Here is a 25,887-nt window from a genome sequence, read left to right on the forward strand (position 1 = left end):
GGCCCACTGACATTCCGGACCGGCCACGGCCCCGCGCCACCGCCCCCGCACCTCACCCCGGTGTCCGGGCAGGCGCCCTGCCGGTGGCACGTGACAGGATCGGGAGGAGGAAGAAGCGCTCGAAGGGGAGCACCATGGCCACCAAGCCCCCGACCGGTGACCCGGTCCAGGACGCCCCGCAGATAGCGGAGGCCCAGCACGCCGCCGCCGGGCTGCCCGCCATCGCCCACACCCTGCGCGTCGCCCAGCAGCAGATGGGAGTGCGGCGCACCGCGCAGACACTCCTCAAGGTCAACCAGAAGGACGGCTTCGACTGCCCGGGCTGCGCCTGGCCCGAGGGCGACAAGCGGCACACCGCCGAATTCTGCGAGAACGGGGCGAAGGCCGTCGCCGAAGAAGCGACCCTGCGCCGCGTCACCCCCGACTTCTTCGCCGCGCACCCGGTCTCCGACCTGGCCACCCGCAGCGGATACTGGCTCGGCCAGCAGGGCCGCATCACCCGGCCCATGTATCTGCCCGAGGGCGCCGACCGGTACGAGGCCGTCACCTGGGAACGCGCCTTCGCGATCATCGCCGAGGAGCTCCGGGCGCTCGCCTCCCCCGACGAGGCCCTCTTCTACACCTCCGGCCGCACCAGCAACGAGGCCGCGTTCCTCCTCCAGCTCTTCGCCCGCGAATTCGGCACCAACAACCTGCCGGACTGCTCCAACATGTGCCACGAGTCCTCCGGGTCCGCACTCACGGAGACCATCGGCGTCGGCAAGGGCAGCGTCTCCCTGGAAGACCTCCACCAGGCGGACCTGATCATCGTCGCCGGGCAGAACCCCGGCACCAACCACCCCCGGATGCTCTCCGCCCTGGAGAAGGCCAAATCCGCCGGAGCGAAGATCATCTCGGTGAATCCGCTGCCGGAAGCCGGGATGGAGCGGTTCAAGAACCCCCAGACCCCCACCGGCATGATCAAGGGCACCGCCCTCAACGACCTCTTCCTCCAGATCCGCATCGGCGGCGACCAGGCCCTCTTCCGCCTCCTCAACAAAATGATCCTGGACACCGAGGGAGCCGTAGACACCGCCTTCGTCGCCGAACACACCCACGGATACGAAGAGTTCGCCGAGACCGCCCGCGCCGCCGACTGGGACGACACCCTCACCGCCACCGGCCTCGACCGCGGCTCCATCGAGCAGGCCCTCTCCATGGTCCTCGCCTCGAAACGCACCATCGTCTGCTGGGCCATGGGCCTCACCCAGCACAAACACTCCGTGCCCACCATCCGCGAAGTCGTCAACTTCCTCCTGCTCCGCGGGAACATCGGCCGCCCCGGCGCCGGAGTCTGCCCCGTCCGCGGCCACTCCAACGTCCAGGGCGACCGCACCATGGGCATCTTCGAACGGCCCGCGGCCGCCTTCCTCGACGCCCTCGACAAGGAATTCGGGATCACCTCCCCACGCCACCACGGCTACGACGTCGTCAGGTCCATCCAGGCCCTGCGCGACGGAGAGGCGAAGGTCTTCTTCGCGATGGGCGGCAACTTCGTCGCCGCGACGCCCGACACCACCGTCACCGAAGCCGCCATGCGCCGCGCCCGCCTCACCGTCCAGGTGTCGACCAAGCTCAACCGCTCGCACGCGGTCACCGGCACCCGCGCCCTGATCCTGCCCACCCTCGGCCGCACCGACAAGGACATCCAGGCAGCCGGCAAACAGTTCGTCACGGTCGAGGACTCCATGGGCAAGGTCCACTCCTCCCGCGGCAACCTCACCCCCGCGAGCCCCCACCTGCTCTCCGAGCCGGCCATCGTCGCCCGCCTCGCCCGCGCCGTCCTCGGCCCCGCCTCCCGCACCGACTGGGAAGCGTTCGAAAAGGACTACGCCACCATCCGCGACCGCATCTCCCGCGTCGTCCCCGGCTTCGACGACTTCAACACCCGCGTCGCCCGCCCCGGCGGCTTCACGCTCCCGCACGCCCCCCGCGACGAACGCCGCTTCCCCACCGCCACCGGCAAGGCCAACTTCACCGCTGCGCCCGTCGAGTACCCCGAACTCCCCGCAGGCAGGCTGCTGTTGCAGACCCTGCGCTCCCACGACCAGTACAACACCACGATCTACGGCCTCGACGACCGCTACCGCGGCATCAAGGGCGGCCGCCGCATCGTCATGGTCAACCCCGACGACGCCCACACCCTCGGCCTCCCCGACGGCGCCTACACCGACCTCGTCAGCGAATGGAAGGACGGCGCCGAACGCCGCGCGGCAGGCTTCCGCGTCGTGCACTACCCCACGGCCCGCGGCTGCGCCGCCGCCTATTACCCCGAGACCAATGTGCTCGTCCCGCTCGGCTCCACCGCCGACACCAGCAACACCCCGGCCAGCAAATCCGTCGTCGTACGGTTCGAGAACACCCGCTGACGAGCACCCGCCCCACCCCCCTAAGCGTTCGCTCAGCCGTCTGATAAGAACAGTGCACACAGCAACGAACCAGCGCAGACGATCGGAGCCGGACCCCATGGGCGAGCAGACCACCCCGAAGTTCCCCCAGGAAGTCATCGACGAGTACGCGGCACTCGGCGTAGACCTCCCCGCACTGTTCTCCGCCGGACACCTCGGCGAGCGCATGGGCGTGACGATCACCGAAGCCTCCGCCGACCGCGTCGTCGGCACCATGCCCGTCGAGGGCAACACCCAGCCCTACGGGCTCCTCCACGGCGGCGCCTCCGCCGTCCTCGCCGAGACCCTCGGCTCCGTCGGCACCATGCTCCACGGCGGCGCCACCAAGCTCGCCGTCGGCGTCGACCTCAACTGCACCCACCACCGCGGCGTCCGCAGCGGCCTCGTGACCGGCGTCGCCACCCCCGTGCACCGCGGCCGCTCCACGGCCACGTACGAGATCGTCATCACCGACGAAAAGGACAAGCGGGTCTGCACCGCCCGCCTCACCTGCCTCCTGCGCGACAACCCCCAGCCCGCCGCCGACTGATCCCAGCCACCGCCGGACACCCCCGGCACACCCCACTGCCCGGCCGGAACGCACCCGCGCATTTCCGGCCGGGCAGACCCATATCCCCACCCGTTCAAAGGCGTTGACGAACACACTCGGTCAACACCCTTGACCACAAGGGCCGTTCCATGAGCCACTCAACAGCCCCGCTTGCCGACGCCGCCCCCGACACCCCCCACCAATGTCACGCTGCGTAACATTCAGGCAATGCGAAAACAGGCCGTTCCACCGGCCCGAAAGACACGGGGCCATCTCGCCACGCCCCCCTCCACCACCGCCCACCGCACCGTGCGACAGCACCATGATCGGCTCAAGCCCCTTAGCAGAGCTGCGCGTTCTCAGGATGCGGCCACTTCGCCGTTCAGTGAAAAAACGGCACATGTCAGCACAGCCACCTCAAGCCTTCCTCAAGGGCATAACAAGAGAGTCACATCCTGACTCGACCCATCCCGGACCCCCACACCTGCGCCTAGAGTCACCGCCAGTCACCGCGCCGCCGGGCGCGTCCGCTGCACGACTCTGTCCCACAGCACGCCCCGGCGATCGAGGACGGCACCTCAAGCAGAGGAGGCCGCGCCAGGGAAAGGACCTTTCGTGCGACACCGTTCTTTGCTCATACTCACTGCAGTGCTCACCACCGGAGCACTGACGCTCACCGCCTGCGGGTCGCGCGACGACGACAAGAAGAGCAGCGGCGACGGCGACACCCAGACCGTCGTCATCGGCGTCGACGCCCCCCTGACGGGCGACCTCTCCGCCCTCGGCCTCGGCATCAAGAACTCCGCCGACCTCGCCGTCAACACGGCGAACAAGGACAAGACGGTCCCCGGCATCAAGTTCGAGCTCCAGCCGCTCGACGACCAGGCCCAGCCCTCCGTCGGCCAGCAGAACGCCCAGAAGTTCATCGGCAACGAAGACCTCCTCGGCGTCGTCGGCCCGCTGAACTCCGGCGTCTCCCAGTCGATGCAGAAGCCCCTCAACGACGCCAAGCTCACCCAGGTCTCCCCGGCCAACACCGGCACCGAGCTGACCCAGGGCAACAACTGGAAGACCGGCGACAAGAAGCGCCCGTACGCCTCGTACTTCCGCACCGCCACCACCGACCAGATCCAGGGCGCCTTCGCGGCCAAGTACCTCTTCAACAACGCGAAGATCAAGGACGTCTACCTCATCGACGACCAGAAGCCCTACGGCGCCGGCCTCGCCGCCTCCTTCAAGACGACGTTCACCGAACTCGGCGGCAAGATCGTCGGCACCGACCACGTCAACCCCGACGACCGTGACTTCAACTCCATCGTCACCAAGGTCAAGAGCACCAAGGCCAAGGCCGTCTACTACGGCGGCGAGTACCCCGCCGGCGCACCCCTGAGCCAGCAGCTCAAGGACAGCGTCAAGATCCCGCTCATGGGCGGCGACGGCATGTACAGCGCCGACTTCATCAAGCTCAACAAGAAGGCCGAAGGCGACATCGCCACCTCCGTCGGCAAGCCCGTCGAAGAACTCGACTCCGCCAAGAAGTTCATCGCGGACTACAAGACGGCCGGCTACAAGGACGCCTACGAGGCCTACGGCGGCGGCACCTACGACGCCACCTGGTCCATCATCGAAGCCGTCAAGATCGTCGTCGCCGACAACGATGGCAAGCTCCCCGAGAACGCCCGCGAAAAGGTCCTCGCCGCCATGGCCAAGGTCAAGTTCGAAGGCGTCACCGGCCCCGTCTCCTTCGACGAATACGGCGACACCACCAACACCATGATGACCGCCTACCAGGTCACCAGCGGCAAGTGGGCCTCCAAGCTCAGCGAGTCGGTCAACTAGCACCGACCAGGCCCCTCCCGGTCACCCGGAAGCAACCAGACCGCGCGGGAGCGCTACGAGCGCTCCCGCGCGGTGCCATATCCGAACCACTCCACGGAGGCCCTGCGGTGAACGAACTGCCGCAACAGCTGGCCAATGGACTCATCCTCGGCGCGATGTACGGTCTCATCGCGATCGGATACACGATGGTCTACGGAATCATCCAGCTCATCAACTTCGCACACGGCGAGATCTTCATGATCGGAGGCTTCGGAGCCCTCACGGTCTACCTCGGGCTTCCGTCCGGATTCTCCCTCATAGCTGCGATACCCCTCATGATCGTCGGCGGCATCATCGCCGCAGTCGCCATCAGCATGGCCGCCGAACGATTCGCCTACCGGCCACTGCGCACCGCGCCACGCCTCGCCCCCCTCATCACCGCCATCGGGCTCTCCCTCGCGCTCCAGCAGGCGGTCTGGATGTGGTACCCCGACGCCACCAAGGACCGGTCCTTCCCCCAGTTCAAGGGCGAAGCCTTCGAAGTCCTCGGCGCCAACATCCAGCGCGGCGACCTCTTCGTCCTCGTCGCAGCCCCCATCTGCATGCTCGCCCTCGGCCTCTTCGTCTCCAAGACCCGAGCCGGCCGCGGCATGCAAGCCACCTCGCAGGACCCCGACACCGCCAAGCTCATGGGCATCAACACCGACCGCATCATCGTCATGGCCTTCGCCATCGGTGCCGCGTTCGCCGCCGTCGCCGCCGTCGCCTACGGGCTCAAGAACGGCCAGATCGGCTTCCGCATGGGCTTCATCATGGGCCTCAAAGCCTTCACCGCAGCCGTACTCGGCGGCATCGGCAACATCTACGGCGCCATGCTCGGCGGCGTCGTACTCGGCGTCGCCGAAGCACTCGCCACCGGCTACATGAGCGAGGTGCCCGGCATGGAACTCTTCGGCGGCGGCGCCTGGAAGGACGTATGGGCCTTCGCCCTCCTCATCATCGTCCTCCTCGTCCGACCCCAGGGCCTACTCGGCGAACGCGTCGCGGATCGGGCGTGATACGGATGACCACCAAAACCACGCCCCACACCGGCGCCCTCCTCCCGCTGCCCGCCAACGCGGCCCGCGCCCTCACCACCCTCGGCGCGGCCGTCGCCCTCATCGGCACCTTCCTCGCCTGGACCTGGACCGACGAATTCCCCGGCGACCTCACCGTCACCGGCTACCCCGGCGGCCTCCAGGTCCTCACCCTCATCGGCGCGGCCCTCACCCTGCTCCTCGCCCTCTCCGGGTACGGCATCAAGGGCCTCGGCTGGCTCACCCCCGGCGGCACCAACAGCCCCGTCCGACTCGCCGCACTCGGCGTCCTCGGCACCACCGGCTACGCCATCGGCGCCATCTCCTCCAAGCTCGGCGGAGTCGTCAACCTCGAACCCGGAGCCTGGGTCAGCGGCATCGGCGCACTCGTCGCCGTCATCGCCGCCCTCGGCCTCCCCGCCGACCAGGACATCGCCGACACCGCCACGCCCACCCCCTGGGAACGCTTCCGCAACAGCCTGCGCGCCCCCGCGCCCGCACGCGCCAAGGAACTCCCCTCCTGGGCCGAAATCCTGATCATCGCCGGATCCTTCGGCGTCGCCCTCTACGTCTTCACGTACGGCATCGACACCGAATACGCCGAACTCTTCATCGGCTTCCTGATCAGCGTCGGCTTCGGCTTCACCGCGCTCAACCGGGCCGGCCTCATCGCCCGGATCACCGCACTCACCACCAAGCACCGCAACGTCACCCTCACCGCCGCACTCGTCGCCGCGTTCTGCTTCCCCTTCACCCAGCAGAACGAGGAATACGCCCTCATCGGCGCCAACATCCTCATCTTCGCGACCGTCGCACTCGGCCTCAACGTCGTCGTCGGCCTCGCCGGACTCCTCGACCTCGGATACGTCGCCTTCCTCGGCGTCGGCGCCTACGCCGCCGCCCTCGTATCCGGCTCGCCGCTCTCCCCCATCGGCGTCCAGTTCCCCTTCTGGGCAGCCGTCCTCACCGGCGCCGCCGCATCACTCGTCTTCGGCGTCGTCATCGGCGCCCCCACCCTGCGGCTGCGCGGCGACTACCTCGCCATCGTCACCCTCGGCTTCGGTGAGATCTTCCGCCTCACCGTCAACGCCCTCAACGGCGTCAGCGGCCCGGACCTCACCAACGGCTCCCAGGGCATCCCGAGCATCCCCGACCTCAACCTCTTCGGGTTCGACTTCGGAATCAGCCACGACATCGGCGGCTTCACCCTCGGCAGGTCCGCCAACTACTACCTGCTGATGCTCGTCTTCACCGCTGTCGTCGTCATGGTCTTCCGCCGCTCCGGCGAATCCCGCATCGGCCGCGCCTGGGTCGCCATCCGCGAGGACGAAACCGCAGCCACCGCCATGGGCATCAACGCCTTCCGGCTCAAACTGCTCGCCTTCGCCCTCGGCGCCACCCTCGCCGGACTCGCCGGGACCGTCCAGGCACACGTCTCCTACACGGTGACGCCCGAGCAGTACCAGTTCGCCGGCTCGGCACCGCCCAACTCCGCCTTCCTCCTCGCCGCCGTCATCCTCGGCGGCATGGGAACCCTCAGCGGACCCCTCGTCGGCGCCGCGCTGCTCTACCTCATCCCGGCCAAGCTGCAGTTCATGCAGGACTACCAGCTGCTCCTCTTCGGCATCGCGCTCATCCTCCTGATGCGCTTCCGCCCCGAAGGCCTCGTCGCCGACCGCAGGAAGCAGCTCGAATTCCACGAGACCGGCCAGCTCGACGTACCACCCGACACACCACTCACCGACACAGCCGCCGGCACCACGAAGGCGGGGGCGTGACCACCATGACCACAACAGCCACCACCCAAACCGCCACCACCGTGCTCGACGCCAGCGGCGTCACCATGCGCTTCGGCGGCCTCACCGCCGTACGCAACGTCGATCTCACCGTCAACTCCGGCGAGATCGTCGGACTCATCGGCCCCAACGGTGCCGGTAAGACCACCTTCTTCAACTGCCTCACCGGCCTCTACGTCCCCACCGAGGGCAAGGTCAGCTACAAAGGCACCGTCCTGCCGCCCAAGCCCCACCTCGTCACCCAGGCAGGCATCGCCCGCACCTTCCAGAACATCCGGCTCTTCGCCAACATGACCGTCCTGGAAAACGTCCTCGTCGGACGCCACACCAGGACCAAGGAGGGCCTCTGGTCCGCCCTCCTGCGCCTCCCCGGCTACAAGAAGGCCGAGAACGCCAGCCGCGAACGCGCCATGGAACTCCTGGAGTTCATCGGACTCCAGGACAAGGCCGACCACCTCGCGCGCAACCTCCCCTACGGAGACCAGCGCAAGCTGGAGATCGCCCGCGCCCTCGCCAGCGACCCCGGCCTCCTGCTCCTGGACGAGCCCACCGCCGGCATGAACCCCCAGGAAACCCGCGTCACCGAGGACCTCATCTTCGCCATCCGGGACCAGGGCATCGCCATCCTCGTCATCGAGCACGACATGCGGTTCATCTTCAACCTCTGCGACCGCGTCGCCGTGCTCGTCCAGGGCGAAAAGCTCGTCGAAGGCACCTCCGACGTCGTCCAGCGCGACGAACGCGTCGTCGCCGCCTACCTCGGCACCCCCTTCGAAGGCGCCCCCGGCGCCGAAGAAGTCGCCGAGGTCGAAGCGGCCGAGGCGGAAGCGGAGGCCGAGGCGGCCGGGACGGCCCCCGCCGCGACCGACACCACACCCGACACCCCTCGCACCGAGGAGGAGGACACCCGATGACCGCACTGCTAGAGGTCGAGGACCTCCGCGTCGCCTACGGCAAGATCGAAGCCGTCAAGGGCATCTCCTTCAGCGTCGATGCCGGCCAGGTCGTCACCCTCATCGGCACCAACGGCGCGGGCAAGACCACCACCCTGCGCACCCTCTCCGGACTGCTCAAGCCACTCGGCGGCCGCATCCTCTTCGAGGGCAAACCCCTCACCAACATCCCCGCCCACAAGATCGTCTCCCTCGGCATCGCCCACTCGCCCGAGGGGCGCCACATCTTCCCCCGGCTGACGATCACCGAGAACCTCCTCCTCGGCGCCTACCTCCGCAACGACAAGGCGGGCATCGAGAAGGACATCCACCGCGCCTACAGCCTCTTCCCCATCCTCGGGGAACGCCGAAAGCAGGCCGCGGGTACCCTCTCGGGCGGCGAACAGCAGATGCTCGCCATGGGACGCGCCCTCATGTCGCAGCCCAAACTGCTCATGCTGGACGAGCCCTCCATGGGCCTCTCCCCGATCATGATGCAGAAGATCATGGAGACCATCGTCGAGCTCAAGGCTGCGGGCACCACGATCCTGCTCGTCGAACAGAACGCCCAGGCCGCCCTCTCCCTCGCGGACCAGGGCCATGTCATGGAGGTCGGCAAGATCGTCCTCTCCGGCACCGGCCCGGACCTCCTGCACGACGAGTCGGTCCGCAAGGCCTACCTCGGCGAGGACTGACCCTCCCGTACCGGTACGCACGAAGGAGGCCCGCACCCCGATCGATCCGGGGCGCGGGCCTCCTTCCTGCGTATCCGTACGGCGAAAGCTACTCGGCCGACTTCTTCTTCTCCTCGGCGTCCTCGATCAACGCCTCGGCCAGCTGCTGCATCGACAGCCGCCGGTCCATCGACGTCTTCTGGATCCACCGGAACGCGGCCGGCTCGGAGAGCCCGTAATCCGTCTGGAGAATGCTCTTCGCCCGGTCCACCAGCTTCCGGGTCTCCAAGCGCTGCGCCAGGTCCGCGACCTCGCCCTCCAGCGCCTTCAGCTCCGCGAACCGCGACACCGCCATCTCGATGGCCGGCACCACGTCGCTCTTGCTGAACGGCTTCACCAGGTACGCCATCGCCCCGGCGTCCCGGGCCCGCTCCACGAGGTCGCGCTGCGAGAACGCGGTGAGCATCAGGACCGGTGCGATGGACTCCTCGGCGATCTTCTCGGCCGCGGAGATCCCGTCGAGGACCGGCATCTTCACATCGAGGATGACCAGGTCGGGCTTGTGCTCCCGGGCCAGCTCGACGGCCTGCTGACCGTCCCCGGCCTCACCGACGACGGAGTAGCCCTCCTCCTCCAGCATCTCCTTGAGGTCCAGACGGATCAGAGCCTCGTCCTCGGCGATGACGACACGGGTCGTCAGCGGCGGGACGTGCGACTTGTCGTCGTCGGCGGCGTCTACGGGCTGGGGCGACTCGGGGGTGGTCACGGGGCTCCTTGATTCAGGGCAGGTGCTGCTGCGATTCAGCCTACCTAGCAGCGGGGGCGACAGGTCACCCGGTACACTCCTCGGCAGCACCCTCGCCGGGTTGGTGGAAGGGTATACACGGATGTCTCAAACACATCTGCTCGAAAGAGCTTGCGGGTTCGAATCCCGCACTCGGCACAGATCCAAGGAAGCGGATGTTCACGTTCTCGTGAACATCCGCTTTTCGCTACCTGCGGCAACTCTTCCTCACGCAGAGTGGCGGTGTGAACCTCCACGGGACAGAAGTGCGCCAGAAGGCGCTCACCCTCCTCCGGTCCGGCTCCAAGGGCGCGGACGTGGCACGCGAGCTGAACGTGCCGCGCGGCACCGTCGCGTACTGGCTCCACATGGATCGCTCCGAGCGGGGCGAGTGCCCGGGCAGACACAATCCACCGTGTCATCGGTGTGACGGCATTCCTCTCGACACGACGGCCTACGCGTATCTGCTGGCCCTCTACCTGGGTGATGGCCACATAAGCCGGCCCTTCCAGCACCGAGTGCCGAATCTCATGATCACTCTTGATGATTCCTGGCCCGGCATTCAGAACGAGGCCGAGGCAGCGATGCGCAAGGTGTTCCCGGACAACGCGACATGCCGGGTGCGCAGAACGGGCTGCCACAACATCAAGGTCTACTCCAAGCACCTTCCCTGCCTGTTCCCACAGCACGGCCCGGGACGGAAACACGAACGACCCATCGTCCTCGAACCCTGGCAGCAAGAGATCGTGAACGCACACCGCTGGGACTTCGTCCGGGGTCTCATCCATTCCGACGGCTGCCGGAACATGAACTGGACGACCCGGGTGGTCGACGGCGTACGGAAGCGGTATGAGTATCCGCGCTACTACTTCACCAACGTCTCCGACGACATCCGGCAGCTCTACACCGACACCCTCGACAGGCTCGGCGTCGAGTGGAAGCACTGCACGCGTGCCGGGAAGGCGTACAACATCTCCGTAGCCCGACGGGCATCCGTCGCCCTCATGGATGCTCACGTCGGGCCGAAATACTGAGCCGCCCTACTTCGGGCTGTCGTCCTCACCGATGTGGTGCACGCGGACCAGGTTGGTGGAGCCCGCGACTCCGGGCGGGGAGCCCGCCGTGATCACCACGACGTCACCCTTCCGGCAGCGGCCGATCCGCAGCAGTTCCTCGTCGACCTGGGCCACCATCGCGTCCGTGGAGTCCACGTGCGGGCCGAGGAAGGTCTCGACGCCCCAGGTGAGGTTCAGCTGGGCGCGGGTGGCCTCGTCGGGGGTGAAGGCCAGGAGCGGGATGGGCGAGCGGTAGCGGGAGAGGCGCTTGACCGTGTCGCCGCTCTGGGTGAAGGCCACCAGGAACTTCGCGCCGAGGAAGTCACCCATCTCGGCCGCCGCGCGGGCGACGGCACCGCCCTGGGTGCGGGGCTTGTTGCGGTCGGTGAGGGGCGGGAGGCCCTTGCCGAGGATGTCCTCCTCGGCCGCTTCGACGATGCGGGACATGGTGCGGACGGTCTCGACGGGGTACTTGCCGACGCTGGTCTCGCCGGAGAGCATCACCGCGTCGGTGCCGTCGATGATCGCGTTGGCGACGTCCGATGCCTCGGCGCGGGTGGGGCGGGAGTTGTCGATCATCGAGTCGAGCATCTGCGTGGCGACGATGACCGGCTTGGCGTTGCGCTTGGCGAGTTTGATGGCGCGCTTCTGGACGATCGGGACCTGTTCCAGGGGCATTTCGACGCCGAGGTCGCCGCGGGCGACCATGATGCCGTCGAAGGCGGCGACGATGTCGTCGATGTTCTCGACGGCCTGGGGCTTCTCGACCTTGGCGATGACCGGGAGCCGACGGCCTTCTTCTTCCATGATGCGGTGGACGTCGTCGATGTCGCGTCCGCTGCGGACGAAGGAGAGGGCGATGATGTCGGCGCCGATGTTCAGGGCCCAGCGCAGGTCTTCGATGTCTTTTTCGGAGAGTGCGGGGACGGAGACGGCGACGCCGGGGAGGTTGAGTCCCTTGTGGTCGGAGACCATGCCGCCTTCGATGACGGTGGTGTGGACGCGGGGGCCCTCGACCCGGGTGACTTCGAGGGTGACGCGGCCGTCGTCCACGAGGATGCGTTCGCCGGTGGTGACGTCGGCGGCGAGGCCGTCGTAGGTGGTGCCGCAGGTGTGGCGGTCGCCTTCGAGGGGCTCGACGGTGATGGTGAAGGTGTCGCCGCGTTCAAGGAGTACAGGTCCTTCGCGGAAGCGTCCGAGGCGAATCTTCGGGCCTTGAAGGTCGGCGAGGATGCCTACGCTGCGGCCGGTCTCTTCGGATGCTTTGCGTACACGGTGGTATCGCTCTTCGTGTTCGGCGTAGGTGCCGTGGCTGAGGTTGAAGCGGGCGATGTCCATTCCGGCTTCGACCAGGGCCTTGATCTGGTCGTATGTGTCGGTGGCGGGTCCCAGGGTACAAACGATTTTTGCTCGGCGCATGGTTTGAGCCTAGACCTTACCTACGGGTAGGTATTTGGCTCCGTATGACACCTCAACAACCTTTGGGTGAAGGGTTATTGACAAGTGTTGAATTGTGCGCCGGGGTGCTCCGATGAGCGCTCAGTGCAGTGGGGGCGGGTTGAGGGTGAAGGAGGCCTCGACCTGGGCGTCGACGTTCTGGCGTACGGGTTCGAGGTCGATGGGGGTGGCCTCGTCGGCCATTTCGGTGGATCCGGCGGCGCTGAAGGGGATGGCCCGGTGGGTGAAGTCGGCGCGGGCCGTGCGTCGGGGGTTTCCGGTGCCGGTGTCGGCCAGTTCGAGGAGGGCGCCGAGTCGGGTGTTGAGGGCTTCGGCGTATTCGCGGGCGCGCTGGAGGGCTTCGTGGACGGCTTGACGGCGGGCGGCGGCGTGGACGGGTGAGTCGGGGCGCAGGCCCCACCAGGGGCCGTCGACGCGGGTGAGGTCCTGGTCGGCGAGGCGGGCGGTGAGTTCGCCGAGGGCGGTGAAGTCGGTAAGGGTGGCGGTGAGTTGGATGCGTCCGTGGTAGGCGCGGATGCGTTCGCCGCGGCCGTGGCGGGTGAGTTCGGGGCTGATGGTGAGGGTGCCGGTCTGGAGGGTGTCGACGGCGTCTCCGTAGCTCTTGATGAGGTCGATGGTGTGGGTGTTGCGGCGGGTGAGGTCGTCGAGGGTGGTGCGTCGGTCGGTGCCGCGGGCGCTGAGCGTGATGGTGATGTGTGCGGTTTCGGGGTCGACTTCGAGGTGGGCTTCGCCGCGGACGGTGAGGTGGGGGGTCTGGGGGGTGCCGTACGGGTGGTGGGTGGTGGTGTCGGTCATGCGTTCACTCTGGCACGGGGGATGTGTGCTCCGGTGGTCATCAGATCGAAACCTGCGCGGGGTGTTGCGGGGTGTGGTTGCTGAGCCAGAATCTACGCGCGTTGCCCAACTGAACGAGGAGTAAGAATGCCGTTGAACCGTAGGACGTTTCTGGGCCGTTCGGCTGCTGCCGGTGCGGGTGTGGCGATGGCCGGCGGGGCTGTCGTGGGATCTGCCGGGGCTGCGGGGGCGGAGGGCCGGCACGGTCATGGCCACGGCCGTCCGGCGAAGCGGTATTCGTTCACGGTGATGGGCACGACGGATCTGCACGGCAATGTTTTCAACTGGGACTACTTCACGGACAAGGAGTTCGACGACGCGGCGCACAACGATGTGGGCCTGGCGAAGATCTCCACGCTCGTGGATCAGGTGCGGAAGGAGAAGGGCCGCCGCAATACGCTGCTGATCGATGCGGGTGACACGATCCAGGGCACCCAGTTGTCGTACTACTACGCGAAGATCGATCCGATCACGGCGAGGCGTGGTCCGGTTCATCCGATGGCGCAGGCGATGAACGCGATCGGGTACGACGCGGCCGCGCTGGGGAACCATGAGTTCAATTACGGTATTCCGGTGCTGCGGAAGTTCGAGGAGCAGTGTGATTTCCCGCTGCTCGGTGCGAATGCGCTGGATGCGAAGACGTTGCGGCCGGCGTTCGCCCCGTATGTGATCAAGCGGCTGCGTACTCCGCACGGTCGTGATGTGCGGGTGGCGGTGCTGGGGTTGACGAATCCGGGTATCGCGATCTGGGACAAGGCGAATGTGGGCGGGAAGATGGTGTTCCCGGGTCTTGAGGAGCAGGCGGCGAAGTGGGTGCCGAAGCTGCGGTCGATGGGCGCGGATGTGGTGATCGTGTCGGCGCATTCGGGTTCGTCGGGTACGTCGTCGTACGGTGACCAGCTGCCGTATGTGGAGAATGCGGCGGGTCTGGTGGCGGAGCAGGTGCCGGGAATCGATGCGATTCTGGTCGGGCATGCCCATCTGGAGATTCCTGAGCATTTTGTGACGAACAAGGCGACGGGCAAGCAGGTTGTTCTGTCGGAGCCGGCGAAGTGGGGGCAGCGGCTGACGCTGTTCGACTTCGATCTGGTGTGGAAGAAGGGGCGCTGGACGGTCGAGAGGGCCGGGGCGCAGGTGCTGAACTCGAATGCGGTGGCGGAGGACCGGAAGGTGACGTCGCTGCTGCGGGACGAGCACCGGAAGGTGGTGGCCTATGTGAATCAGGTCATCGGTACGTCGGTGGTGGCGATGTCGACGGCGGCGGCGCCGTGGAAGGACGAGCCGATCATCGATCTGATCAATCAGGTTCAGGCGGAGACGGTGAAGGCGGCTCTGGCGGGTGGCGAGTACGCGGCGTTGCCGGTGCTGTCGCAGGCGTCGTGCTTCTCTCGGACGGCGGCGATCCCGGCGGGTGAGGTGACGATCCGGGATGCGGCGGGTCTGTATCCGTTCGAGAACACGCTTGAGGCGCGGTTGTTGACGGGTGCGCAGCTCAAGGATTATCTGGAGTATTCGGCGAAGTATTACGTGCAGACGGCGGCCGGTGCTCCGGTGGATACGTCGAAGCTGACGAACGCGGACAACACTCCGGATTACAATTATGACGCGGTGTCGGGTGTGACGTACGACATCGATATCGCGAAGCCGGTGGGTTCGCGGATCGTGGGGCTTTCCTTTGAGGGGAAGGCCATCGATCCGGCGGCGCAGTTTGTGTTTGCGGTGAACAACTACCGGGCGAGTGGCGGGGGCAACTTCCCGCATGTGCCGGGTGCGAAGCAGCTGTGGGCGAATTCGGATGAGATCCGGAACACGATCATCGGCTGGGTTCAGGCGAAGGGGTCGGTGGATCCGGCGGCGTTCGCTTCGGTGGGCTGGCGTTTGACGCGGGATGGTGTGCCGGTGTTCTAGTTCGGGTGGGTTCGTGGTGTGGGGCGGCCGTCTCCGGTTGGTTTTCGGGGGCGGCCGCCCCTTTTTTATGGGCTGGGTGCGCTGGGGGTATGGGGTTCGCCGGGGCTCCTGGGGGTTGGGTCAGTTGCTTTGTGTGAGGCGGATGAGGGCAGGGCCCTGTGCGGGGATTCTGGGGGTGGGCTGGGGGGTGAGGCCGAAGGTGGTGAAGGCGGTGCGTTGCGGGAGGGGGTAGGGCTCGGCGCCGGTGAGGCTGTTGAGGATGGTGGCGCTGCGCCAGGCGGCGAGTCCGAGGTCGGGGGCGCCGACTCCGTGGGTGTGACGTTCGGCGTTCTGTACGTAGACGTGTCCGGTGACGGTGCGGTCGAGGACGAGGCGGTACTGGTCGTCGACGCGGGGGCGGTGCGAGGAGTCGCGGCGGAGGTAGGGGTCGAGGCTGTTGAGGAGGCCGTCGAGGGGGCGTTCGCGGTAGCCGGTGGCGAGGATGACGGCGTCGGTGGTGAGGCGGGTGCGGGTGGCTTGCTGGGTGTGTTCGAGGTGGAGTTCGACGCGGGAGGTGCCGACGCGGCCTGCGGTGCGTACGGAGACTCCGGGGGTGAGGGTGGCGTCGGGCCAGCCGCCGTGGAGGGTGCGCCGGTAGAGCTCGTCGTGGATGGCGGCGATGGTGTCGGCGTCGATGCCTTTGTGGAGCTGCCATTGGCGGGGGACGAGTTCGTCGCGGGCGGATTCGGGGAGTGCGTGGAAGTAGCGGCTGTAGTCGGGGGTGAAGTGTTCGAGGCCGAGTTTCGAGTACTCCATGGGGGCGAATGCCTGGGTGCGGGCGAGCCAGTGGATCTTTTCGGCTCCTGCGGGGCGGGCGCGGAGGAGGTCGAGAAAGATCTCGGCGCCGGACTGTCCTGAGCCGATGACGGTGATGTGTTCGGCTTTGAGGAGTTGTTCGCGGTGCTGGAGGTATTCGGCGGAGTGGATGACGGGGACCGACGCGGCTTCGGCGAGGGGTTTCAGGGGTTCGGGGACGAAGGGTTCGGTGCCGACACCGAGGGCGATGTGGCGGGTGTAGGCGCGGCCGAGTGCTTCGGCTTCGCCGTCGGTGTCGAGCTGGGTGAAGTCGACTTCGAAGAGGGCGCGGTCGGGGTTCCAGCGGACGGCGTCGACCTGGTGGCTGAAGTGGAGTCCGGGGAGTTGCTCGCTGACCCAGCGGCAGTAGGCGTCGTACTCGGCGCGTTGGATGTGGAAGCGCTCGGCGAAGTAGAAGGGGAAGAGCCGGTCGCGGGTGCGTAGGTAGTTGAGGAAGGTCCAGGGGCTGGCCGGGTCGGCGAGGGTGACGAGGTCGGCGAGGAAGGGGACTTGGAGGCTGGCGCCGTCGAGGAGGAGGCCGGGGTGCCAGTGGAAGGCGGGGCGTTGTTCGTAGAAGGTCGCGGCGAGTTTCCGGGGGTTTCCGGGGGCGGTGGGGACGCCGTGGGCGAGGGCGGCGAGGGAGAGGTTGAAGGGGCCGATGCCGATGCCGACGAGGTCGTGTGGCTGGTCGGGTTCGAGGGCGGGCCGGTCGGTCATCGAGGGGTGTCGCCTTCTGTGCGGTGGGGCTTGGGGGTGGTGGTGAGGTCGTGGGTGGTGGTGTCGACGAGGTCGATGAGTGCGTGGAGGTCTTCGGGGGTGGTGTGGGGGTTGAGGAGGGTGGCCTTGAGCCAGAGGCGGTCGTCGGCGTGGGCGCGGCCGAGGACGGCGTGGCCGCGGTTGAGGAGGGTGCGGCGGATGGCGGCGACGGTGGCGTCGGGTGCGTGGGTGGGGCGGAAGAGGACGGTGCTGATGGTGGGCCGGTCGTAGAGGTCGAGGGCGGGGTGTTTGGTGACGATGTCGGCGAGTCGGTGGGCTGCGGCGAGGGTGCGGTCGATGAGGTCGGCGAGTCCGTCGCGTCCGAGGGCCTGGAGGGTGACGGCGATCTTGAGGGCGTCGGGGCGTCGGGTGGTGCGGAGGGAGCGGCCGAGGAGGTCGGGGAGGCCGGCGTCGGTGTCGTCGTCGGCGTTGAGGTAGGGGGCGTGGTGGTGGAGGGGGGTGAGGTGGTGGCGGTCGGGGACGGCGAGGATGCCGGCGGAGGCGGGTTGCCAGCCGAGTTTGTGGAGGTCGAGGGTGACGCTGTGGGCGCGGTCGAGACCGTGGACGGTGTGTCGGTGGGTGGGGCTGAAGAGGAGTGGGCCGCCGTATGCGGCGTCGATGTGGAGTTCGGCGCCGTGGGTGGTGCAGAGGTCGGCGATGTGGTCGAGGGGGTCGATCTCTCCGGTGTCGGTGGTGCCTGCGGTGGCGACGACGAGGAGGGGGCGGTGGAGTTGGGTGAGGGCGGTGTCGAGGGCGGCGAGGTCCATGACGCCGGTGGGGGCGGGGATGACGACGGGTTCGGGGAGGCCGAGGAGCCAGGTGGCGCGGGTGATGCTGTGGTGGGCGTTGGCGGCGCAGATGGTCTGGACGGGGCCGTGGCGTTCGCGGGCGAGGAGGAGGGCGAGTTGGTTGGCTTCGGTGCCGCCGGTGGTGATGACGGCGTCGGGTGAGGTGGCGTGGGGGTAGATCTCGGTGGCGAGTGCGGTGGTGAGGTCGGCTTCGAGGGCGGAGGCGGCGGGTGCCTGGTCCCAGGAGTCCATGGAGGGGTTGAGGGCGCTGGCGGCGAGGTCGGCGGCCGCGGCGAGGGCGAGGGGCGGGGTGTGGAGGTGGGCGGCGCAGTGGGGGTGGGCGGGGTCTGCGGCGCCTTCGGCGAGGGCGGTGATCAGGGTGCTGAGGGCCTGGTGGGGGCCGGTGCCGTGATCGGGGATGAGGGGGTGGGCGGCGGTGCGGGTGCGGGAGGTGACGGTGTCGGGTCCGCCTGCGGGGAGGGGGCCGTTTCGGCGGGTGGCTCCGTCGTGCAGGGCGGTGAGGACGGTGTCGAGGAGGGGGCGCAGGGCGGTGGGGCCTGCGGTGCCTCCGGCGAGGGGTGGGGTGGACATGGGTGGGGTGGTCCTTCGGGTGCGCGGGGGTGGACATGCCAGCTTGTTCGGGTTTGGTGATGGCGCGGCCGAAGAGCCCAACGATCTGAACTCGAAAGGGGTACTGGTCTTCGGTGTGGCCCGCTTGCCGGGGGTTCAAGTGGTATGGGTGTGCGGTTGTGGGATGGACGTACGTGCGGTGGGGCGGGTGTGCGGTGCGCGGGTGTGCGGTGGGGCGTACACGTGGTGGGCCGGCTCCGGGAATGGGTGTGCGGCGGGGCGTGCACGTGGTGGATCGGCTCCCGGGAATGGGTGTGCCCGGAGCCCCTCGGTGCTGAGGGACCCCGGGCACGGGTGGCACTGCTGGCACTGCCGATACGGGCGGTGCGGGCGGTGCGGGCGGTGCGGGCGGTGCGGGCGGTGAAGTGGGGGTTGGTGGGCTTCGGTCAGTGGGCTTCGCGTACGGCGAGGGCGCGGCGCAGGTCGTCGAGCTGGTCGATCAGTTTGCGGCGCAGGGCCGGGGTGAGGGCTTCGTCGTCCAGGGCGTGGGTGCCGAGGTCGAGGTTGTCGGTGTCGATGGCGTACGCGGGGAACGCGTAGCGTCCGGCGGCTTCGGCGATGGCGGGTCCGCGGCGTACGGCGAGTGCGGTCGCGTCGGAGTAGTAGCGGGGTACGTAGTCCTTCACGAGGTCGGCCTGTTCGGGCTGCCAGAAGCCCTGGGCGGTGGCGGTGAAGAGGTAGTTGGACAGGGTGTCGTCGCTGAACAGGGCGTGCCAGGCGGTGGCTTTGGCCTCGGGGGTGGGCAGGGCGGCGCGGCAGCGGGCGGCGCCTTCCTGGCCGGTGGCGCTGGGGTCCTGGGCGAGTTCGGCGGCGATGGCGGCCTCGTCGGTGGCTCCGAGGACGGCGAGTCGGGTGAGGATGCGCCAGCGGAGTTCGGGGTCGAGTTCGGGGCCGCCGTGGACGGTTCCGCCGGTGAGCCAGTCCTGGATGGTGTCGGGCTGGGTGGCCGCGTCGATGAGGTGGCGTACGGCGGTCAGACGCAGTCCGGGATTGGTTCCGTCCTCGGTGCGGCGGATGAGGTCGCGGCAGAGGGCGGTGAGGGTGGCGAGGGCGGCCGGCCGTTCGTCGGGGGTGAGGTAGCGGGGGGCGATGTGGGTGGCGGCGAAGCCGAGGACGCCTTGGACGAGGGCGAGGTCGGTTTCGTGCGGGAGGTGGGTGCGGGCGGTGGTGAGGTAGGTGGTGGGGTCCAGTTCGCCGTCGCGGACCATGTCGCGGGCGGTGTTCCAGATGACGGCGCGGGTGAGGGCGTCGGGGACGCCGGAGAGGTGGGCCAGGACGGTGTCCCAGGAGGCGGTGTCGAGGCGGACCTTGGCGTAGGTGAAGTCGCCGTCGTTGAGGACGACGAGGTCGGGGCGCCGGCCGGGGAGGGTGATGGCGGCGCCGGTGGGGATGTCGAGTTCGAAGCGGTCGCGCCGGGCGAGGTGGCCGGGTCCGCCCTCGGTGTTCAGGGCGTGGTCGTAGGTGCCGACGGTGATGCGGTGGGGGCGGCTGCCGTCGCGGTCGACGGTGAGGGACCAGGCGGCGTCGGTTTCGGTGACGTCGGCGGTGAGGGTGTCGATGCCGGAGGTGCGCAGCCACTGTTCGGCCCAGGCGTGGACGTCGCGGTCGGTCGCGGAGGCGAGGTTGTCGATGAAGTCGGCGAGCGTGGCGTTGGCGAACTTGTGCCGGGCGAAGTGGGTGTTGATTCCGGCGAGGAAGTCCTTCTCGCCGAGCCAGGCGACGAGTTGGCGCAGCGCGGAGGCGCCCTTCGCGTAGCTGATGCCGTCGAAGTTGAGGAGGGCGGAGGCGGTGTCGGGGACGGCGTCGGGGTCGGGTGCGACGGGGTGGGTGGAGGGGCGCTGGTCGGCGTCGTATCCCCATCCCTTGCGGGCGACGCCGAAGTCGGTCCAGGTGTCGGTGAAGCCGGTGGCCTCGGTGAGGGTCTGGTAGCCCATGTATTCGGCGAAGGACTCGTTGAGCCAGATGTCGTCCCACCAGGCGAGGGTGACGAGGTCACCGAACCACATGTGGGCCATTTCGTGGGCGATGACCATGGCGCGGGTCTGGCGTTCGGTGTCGGTGACGGCCGAGCGGTAGATGAATTCGTCGCGGAAGGTGACGAGGCCGGGGTTCTCCATGGCGCCCGAGTTGAACTCGGGGACGAATGCCTGGTCGTAGGAGTCGAAGGGGTAGGGCTCGTCGAACTTCTCGTGGTAGCGGTCGTAGCAGGCGCGGGTGATGTCGAAGATCTCGTCGGCGTCGGTGTCGAGGTGGGGCGCGAGGGAGCGGCGGCAGTGGATGCCGAAGGGCAGTCCGGCGTGTTCGGTGGTGACGGAGTGCCAGGGGCCGGCGGCGACGGCGACGAGGTAGGTGGAGATGAGGGGGGTGGCGGCGATCGTCCAGCGGCCCTCTTCCGTCTGTTCGGCGATGCCGTTGCCGAGGACGGTCCAGGCGGTGGGGGCGGTGACGTTGAACTGGAAGACGGATTTGAGGTCGGGCTGGTCGAACGCGGCGAAGACGCGCTGGACGTCCTCCATGAAGAGCTGGGTGTAGACGTAGGTCTCGCCGTCGGTCGGGTCGGTGAAGCGGTGCATGCCTTCGCCGGTGCGGGAGTAGCGCATGGTGGCGTCGACGTGGAGTTCGTGGGGGCCGGCGGTGAGGCCGGTGAGGGGGTAGCGGTTCTCGGTGAGGAGGGCCGGGTCCAGGGGTTGTCCGTCGAGGCTGAGCGAGCGCAGGGTGGCGGGCTTGACCTCGACGAAGGTGTCTCCGGCCGCGTGGGCGGTGAAGTGGATGACGGTGCGGGAGCCGAAGGTCTGCTCTCCCGCGGTGAGATCGAGGTCGACCGTATAGCGGTGTACGTCGAGGATCTGGGCTCGGGTCTGCGCTTCGTCGCGCGTCAGTACGGACATGGATCCATGCTGCCGTACGGGATCGGGGCTGTGCAGGCGGGCTCTCTCTCGCGGGGAACGGAGGGTGCGCCGGGGGTCACGCTCCGGCGCGGTCGTCCCCGGCGCCTGCGTCGCCCCCTGCGCCCGCGTTGTCCCTTACACCCGCGTTGTCGCCTGCGGCCGTGTCGTCCCCGGCGGCCGGCCCGTCAGCTCCGTCCGGCCGTATCGTCCCCCGCGGCCGGCCCGTCGGCGCCGCCCGCCCTGTCGTTCCCGTTGCCGCAGCCCCCGGGGGCCCGTGCGACGCCGCTCTCCGATTCCTCCGCGATGCGTTCGTGGTGGTGGATGACCTCCGCGACGACGAAGTTCAGCAGCTTCTCCGCGAACGCCGGGTCGAGCCGGGCGCTCTCCGCGAGTTGCCGCAGGCGGGCGATCTGGCGGCTCTCGCGGGCCGGGTCGGCGGGCGGGAGCTTGTGCTCGGCCTTGAGGTGGCCGACCTGCTGGGTGCACTTGAAGCGCTCGGCGAGCATGTGAATGACAGCGGCGTCGATGTTGTCGATGCTGTCGCGCAGCCGGTTCAGTTCCGTGCGTACGGACTCGTCGATGTTGCTCGTGGTCATGGTCAGCGAGCTTAGACCGACCGGCACAGGAGGGGTGGAGAAGGTGCGGGGTGGGATGCGTACGGCCTCGTGTGTCAGTTGCTGATCGTGGGCGGGTGCTCCGGGTCGGGTACCTGGTCGCTCCAGCCGCCGGGCACGCTGCGGCCCTGCTGTTCGCGGAAGCGGACGGGGGCGGTGCCGACGCGGCGTGCGAAGAGCCGGGAGAAGTAGGCCGGGTCGTCGTAGCCGACGCGGCGGGCGACGGCGGCGACCGGCAGATCGGTGCTGGCGAGGAGTTCCTTGGCGCGGCCCAGGCGGATGCCGAGCAGGTAGTCCTTGGGACTGCAGCCGGCACCGCGGCGTACGGCGGTGCGCAGTTCCGCGGGGGTCATGCCGTGGCGGGCGGCGTGTCCGGCGACGGAGAGCGGCTGGAAGGCGTCGCGTGCCAGGGCGTGGAGTACGGGGTCGCCGTCGGGGCCGATGTCGGCGCGGGCGCGGCGCAGGGAGACGAGCAGTTCGTGGACGGCGGCGCCGGTCTCGACTTCGAGGAGGGGGTTGCCGCGGCGGGCGGCGCGCACCATGCGCCCGATGGCGGCGCGCGGGCCCGCGGTGTCGGAGAGGGCGACGAGGGGGCGGTCGGGTTCGATGTAGCCGAGTTCGGTGTACGTGGTGGTGGCGGGTCCGGTGAAGTCGACGAAGCTCTCGTCCCAGCCGGTGTGCGGGTCGGCGCCGTAGTGATGGGGGGTGCCGGGGGTCAGCCAGATCAGGCTGGGGCCGGTGACGGGGGTGCGGCGGCCGTCGGGTCCGCTGAACCAGCCGCTGCCGGAGTTGATGATCACGGCGACGTGGTGGTCGAGGGTGCGGGGGCCGACGGTGGGCAGGGCGCCGTGCTGGAGGCCGACGCCGAGGCAGACGAGGCCGAGGCGGTGGTGGAGCGGGCTGGGAGTGAAGAAGCGCATCCAGGTGTGGTACATCGGCCTTGCTTCCTCCCTGTCTCCGTGGTTCATCGCGTTGTGTCCAAACAGCAGTGATCTTTGTCCATGGACCGGGCGCACGCCAGAGGGCGAAGCTGGGCGCACTATTTCACCCGGGGTGACCCGAGGCGCACAGGAGACTACGAGCACGATGGCTGACTTCACCGTGGGGGACGACCACTTCCGGCTCGACGGAAAGCCCGTACGGCTGCTGTCGGGGGCTCTGCACTACTTCCGGGTCCACGAGGAGCAGTGGGATCACCGGCTGTCGATGCTGCGGGCCATGGGTCTGAACTGTGTCGAGACGTATGTGCCGTGGAATCTCCATGAGCCCTCGCCGGGGCGGTTCCGGGATGTGGCGGCGTTGGGCCGTTTCCTGGACGCGGCGCAGCGGGCGGGGCTGCTGGCGATCGTGCGGCCGGGTCCGTACATCTGCGCCGAGTGGGAGAACGGCGGCCTGCCGGTCTGGGTGACGGGGCGGTTCGGGCGGCGGGTGCGGACGCGGGACGCGGAGTACCTGGCGTCGGTGGAGCGCTGGTTCCGGGAGCTGCTTCCGCAGGTGGTGGGGCGGCAGGTCACACGGGGCGGTCCGGTGATCATGGTGCAGGCGGAGAACGAGTACGGGAGCTACGGCACGGACTCGGTGTATCTGGAGTGGTTGGCGGGGCTGCTGCGGCAGTGCGGGGTGACGGTGCCGCTGTTCACGTCGGACGGGCCCGAGGATCACATGCTGACGGGTGGTTCGGTGCGCGGTCTGCTGGCGACGGCGAACTTCGGGTCGGGGGCGCGTGCGGGGTTCGAGGTGCTGCGCCGCCATCAGCCGAAGGGGCCGCTGATGTGCATGGAGTTCTGGTGCGGCTGGTTCGAGCACTGGGGTGCCGAGCCTGTCGTACGGGATCCGGCGGGGGCGGCGGACGCGTTGCGGGAGATCCTGGAGTGCGGGGCGTCGGTGAACATCTACATGGCGCACGGCGGGACGAACTTCGCGGGCTGGGCGGGGGCGAATCGTTCCGGTCCGCTTCAGGACCAGGAGCTTCAGCCGACGGTGACGTCGTACGACTACGACGCGCCGGTCGATGAGTACGGGCGCGCCACGGAGAAGTTCTGGCTGTTCCGGAAGGTGCTGGCCGAGTACGCGGACGGTCCGCTTCCGGAGTTGCCGCCGGAACCGGTGGGGCTTCGGGGCCGGGTGCGGGCCGCGTTGACGGAGTGGGCGCCGCTGTCGGCGGTGCTGGAGGCGCTGGGTGATCCGGAGACGCCGGAGTCCGGTGTGCCGCCGACGTTCGAGGAGCTGGGCGTGGATCGTGGCCTGGTTCGCTACCGGGTCGGGGTGCCGGGGCCGCGGATGCCGTACACGCTGGGGGTTTCGGGGCTGCGGGACCGGGCGTCGGTGTACGTGGACGGGGTCCTGGCCGGGGTGCTGACCGAGGAGCACGCCACGCTGGACGAGCCGGTCGCGGGTCCTGCGGAGGTCGAGCTGTGGGTGGAGTCGCTGGGCCGGGTCAATTACGGGCCGCGGCTGGGTGAGCCGAAGGGCATCACGGGCGGGGTGCTGCACGAACGGCAGTATCTGCACGGGGTACGGGCACGGGGCCTGCGCCTGGACGCCTTCGCCTCGGCGGAGGCGGTGGCGGCGGTTCCGTTCACGGCTGTCGGGGCGGGTGCCGATGCCGGTACGGATGCCGGTACGGAAGTGCCGTTCACGGGTACGGGTGCGGGTGCCGGTACCGAGGCACCGGGCGCGGGTGCCGGCACTGAGGTACCGGGTGCGGGTGCCGGTACCGAGGCACCGGGCGCGGGGCGGACGGGGTTGTTCCGGGGGGCGTTCGAGGTGACGGACGCCGTCGGCACCGGTCACGCCGGGCTGGAGCTGCCGGGCTGGACGCGCGGCTTCGTGTGGGTGAACGGCTTCTGCCTGGGCCGGTACTGGTCGGCGGGTCCGCAGGAGACGCTGTACGTGCCCGGACCCGTGCTCCGCGAGGGCACCAACGAGGTGTGGGTGCTGGAGCTGGAGGGCGCGGGCGGGCCGTGCGTGGAACTGGGTCCGGGGGTGCCCGTCCGGACGGGCACCCCCGGGGGTGTTCAGCCGTGATCACGCATCGGGGTCAGAGTGTGGCGGCCGCGGACGCGATGGCGGAGGCGAAGGTCGAGACCTCGCTGTACACGCCGGGGTAGCCGGCCTGGGCGCAGCCCTGGCCCCAGCTGACGATGCCGACCTGGATCCAGGCACCGGCGTTGTCCTTGCGGAACATCGGGCCGCCGGAGTCGCCCTGGCAGGTGTCGATCCCGCCGGTGTCCAGGAGGCCGGCGCACAGTTCCTCACCGGGGACGAGGTCGCTGCCGTACGCGCTCTGGCAGTCGGCGTCGGAGACGTAGGGCACCTTCGCCTTGAGCAGGTAGCGCTGCTGGGCCCCGCCCTCGGTGGCGGCGCCCCACCCGGCGATGGTGAATTCGCCCTGGTTGTACGCGGTGGTGGTGGCGATCTTCAGGGTCGGCTGCTCGATCGGCTTGGCGAGCTTGATCAGCGCCCAGTCCTTGCCCTTGCCGTTGTAGCCGGGGGCCTGGAGGACCTTGGTGGACTTGACCTTGACGGCGCTGGAGGACTGGAGGTCGACGACGCCCGCGGTGGCGGTGATCGAGGTGTTGTTGCCCGATCCGTCCACGCAGTGGGCGGCGGTCAGGACGATGTCCTTGGCGTAGAGCGCGCCGCCACAGCCCATGGAGAGCCGGACCATGAAGGGGAATTCACCCTGGGCGGCCCTGGTTCCGCCGACGACGGGGTTGGGGGCGGCGGAGGCGCCGGAGGGCTGGAGGCTGACGGTCGCGAGGGCCACGGCGGCTATGACGGAACATCTTTTCAGCGCGCGCAGAAGCTGCTTCAACGGACTGCCTTCTTTCGTGGGGGGTGCTGAGGGGGGTTCTTGAGGGTGCTTGAGGGTGCCTTGTGCGGATTGCTGTGGGGTGCGTGCCCGCATCGGAGGGCTGCCGCCGACCAAACTCGGCATGACCCCGACAAGAACGATCCGATTATCGGGACGCGATCACCGCCGCCACAAGGCGCACTTTTCGGCCAAGATCATCAAGAGGGCCCAACGGCCTCTCCCCCGCCGCCCCGCATACAGTGGAGGTCC

General features: G+C 68.7%; 19 protein-coding genes and 1 tRNA gene. 11 read left to right on the forward strand and 9 right to left on the reverse strand.

The window, feature by feature from the left end:
* Positions 1-134: 134 nt before the first annotated feature.
* From OG251_RS09465 to OG251_RS09495, 7 genes are all read left to right on the forward strand, one after another.
* Positions 135-2,408 (forward strand): FdhF/YdeP family oxidoreductase, encoded by a 2,274-nt coding sequence (locus OG251_RS09465; RefSeq protein ID WP_326676737.1) that lies wholly within the window; start codon positions 135-137, stop codon positions 2,406-2,408.
* 97 nt (positions 2,409-2,505) lie between these two features.
* Positions 2,506-2,976 carry a PaaI family thioesterase gene (locus OG251_RS09470; protein WP_326676738.1) on the forward strand — a complete coding sequence of 157 codons (471 nt, stop codon included), beginning with the start codon at positions 2,506-2,508 and terminating at the stop codon, positions 2,974-2,976.
* A 630-nt stretch (positions 2,977-3,606) separates the two neighbouring features.
* Positions 3,607-4,815, forward strand: coding sequence for a branched-chain amino acid ABC transporter substrate-binding protein (locus OG251_RS09475; RefSeq protein WP_326681197.1), 1,209 nt, complete (start codon positions 3,607-3,609; stop codon positions 4,813-4,815).
* A gap of 107 nt (positions 4,816-4,922) precedes the next feature.
* On the forward strand, positions 4,923-5,852 hold the full coding sequence (locus tag OG251_RS09480; RefSeq protein WP_073720335.1) for a branched-chain amino acid ABC transporter permease: 930 nt from the start codon (positions 4,923-4,925) through the stop codon (positions 5,850-5,852).
* A gap of 5 nt (positions 5,853-5,857) precedes the next feature.
* Positions 5,858-7,648: a branched-chain amino acid ABC transporter permease gene (locus tag OG251_RS09485; RefSeq protein WP_326676739.1), complete on the forward strand. Its 1,791-nt coding sequence runs from the start codon at positions 5,858-5,860 to the stop codon at positions 7,646-7,648.
* 5 nt (positions 7,649-7,653) lie between these two features.
* Entirely contained in the window at positions 7,654-8,580 is a 927-nt protein-coding gene (locus OG251_RS09490; protein ID WP_326681198.1) for an ABC transporter ATP-binding protein, read from the forward strand.
* Positions 8,577-9,293, forward strand: a complete 717-nt coding sequence (locus OG251_RS09495; protein ID WP_073720337.1) for an ABC transporter ATP-binding protein — start codon at positions 8,577-8,579, stop codon at positions 9,291-9,293. The genes OG251_RS09490 and OG251_RS09495 overlap by 4 nt, the downstream gene beginning before the upstream one ends.
* An 88-nt stretch (positions 9,294-9,381) precedes the next feature.
* Here the strand turns inward: OG251_RS09495 and OG251_RS09500 are convergent, their stop codons facing one another.
* Positions 9,382-10,038, reverse strand: coding sequence for an ANTAR domain-containing response regulator (locus OG251_RS09500; protein WP_073720338.1), 657 nt, complete (start codon positions 10,036-10,038; stop codon positions 9,382-9,384).
* A 94-nt stretch (positions 10,039-10,132) separates the two neighbouring features.
* On the opposite strand from OG251_RS09500, the gene OG251_RS09505 reads away from it, so the two are divergent.
* A tRNA-Leu gene (locus tag OG251_RS09505) sits at positions 10,133-10,215 on the forward strand.
* A gap of 86 nt (positions 10,216-10,301) precedes the next feature.
* Positions 10,302-11,090, forward strand: a complete 789-nt coding sequence (locus OG251_RS09510; protein WP_326676740.1) for a helix-turn-helix domain-containing protein — start codon at positions 10,302-10,304, stop codon at positions 11,088-11,090.
* A gap of 6 nt (positions 11,091-11,096) precedes the next feature.
* Here OG251_RS09510 and pyk read toward each other — a convergent pair whose 3' ends face one another.
* Positions 11,097-12,530, reverse strand: a complete 1,434-nt coding sequence (gene pyk, locus OG251_RS09515; RefSeq protein ID WP_326676741.1) for a pyruvate kinase — start codon at positions 12,528-12,530, stop codon at positions 11,097-11,099.
* 120 nt (positions 12,531-12,650) lie between these two features.
* Positions 12,651-13,364: an SIMPL domain-containing protein gene (locus OG251_RS09520; RefSeq protein WP_326676742.1), complete on the reverse strand. Its 714-nt coding sequence runs from the start codon at positions 13,362-13,364 to the stop codon at positions 12,651-12,653.
* A 126-nt stretch (positions 13,365-13,490) separates the two neighbouring features.
* On the opposite strand from OG251_RS09520, the gene OG251_RS09525 reads away from it, so the two are divergent.
* Complete coding sequence (locus OG251_RS09525) at positions 13,491-15,311, forward strand: bifunctional metallophosphatase/5'-nucleotidase (protein WP_326676743.1); 1,821 nt, start codon at positions 13,491-13,493, stop codon at positions 15,309-15,311.
* Between the two features lie 120 nt (positions 15,312-15,431).
* On the opposite strand, the gene OG251_RS09530 is transcribed toward OG251_RS09525, so the two are convergent.
* The 5 genes from OG251_RS09530 to OG251_RS09550 form a co-directional block, all read right to left on the reverse strand.
* A complete protein-coding gene (locus tag OG251_RS09530) occupies positions 15,432-16,862 on the reverse strand; it encodes a lysine N(6)-hydroxylase/L-ornithine N(5)-oxygenase family protein (RefSeq protein WP_326676744.1) in 1,431 nt (476 codons plus the stop codon).
* Positions 16,859-18,280: a pyridoxal phosphate-dependent decarboxylase family protein gene (locus tag OG251_RS09535; RefSeq protein ID WP_326676745.1), complete on the reverse strand. Its 1,422-nt coding sequence runs from the start codon at positions 18,278-18,280 to the stop codon at positions 16,859-16,861. Before OG251_RS09535 ends, OG251_RS09530 begins: the two co-directional genes overlap by 4 nt.
* 425 nt (positions 18,281-18,705) lie before the next feature.
* Positions 18,706-21,207, reverse strand: a complete 2,502-nt coding sequence (pepN, locus tag OG251_RS09540; protein ID WP_326676746.1) for an aminopeptidase N — start codon at positions 21,205-21,207, stop codon at positions 18,706-18,708.
* A gap of 185 nt (positions 21,208-21,392) precedes the next feature.
* Positions 21,393-21,803, reverse strand: coding sequence for a chorismate mutase (locus OG251_RS09545; RefSeq protein WP_326676747.1), 411 nt, complete (start codon positions 21,801-21,803; stop codon positions 21,393-21,395).
* A gap of 74 nt (positions 21,804-21,877) precedes the next feature.
* The gene (locus OG251_RS09550; protein WP_073725411.1) at positions 21,878-22,756 is read right to left on the reverse strand and encodes a helix-turn-helix domain-containing protein; all 879 of its coding nucleotides are present in this window, start codon (positions 22,754-22,756) and stop codon (positions 21,878-21,880) included.
* Between the two features lie 151 nt (positions 22,757-22,907).
* Here OG251_RS09550 and OG251_RS09555 point away from each other — a divergent pair, with 151 nt between their 5' ends.
* Positions 22,908-24,848, forward strand: coding sequence for a glycoside hydrolase family 35 protein (locus OG251_RS09555; protein ID WP_326676748.1), 1,941 nt, complete (start codon positions 22,908-22,910; stop codon positions 24,846-24,848).
* 13 nt (positions 24,849-24,861) lie between these two features.
* Here OG251_RS09555 and OG251_RS09560 read toward each other — a convergent pair whose 3' ends face one another.
* Positions 24,862-25,638 (reverse strand): S1 family peptidase, encoded by a 777-nt coding sequence (locus OG251_RS09560; RefSeq protein ID WP_326676749.1) that lies wholly within the window; start codon positions 25,636-25,638, stop codon positions 24,862-24,864.
* Positions 25,639-25,887 lie beyond the last annotated feature (249 nt).

This window comes from Streptomyces sp. NBC_01237 (genome assembly GCF_035917275.1).
GTDB lineage: Bacteria > Actinomycetota > Actinomycetes > Streptomycetales > Streptomycetaceae > Streptomyces.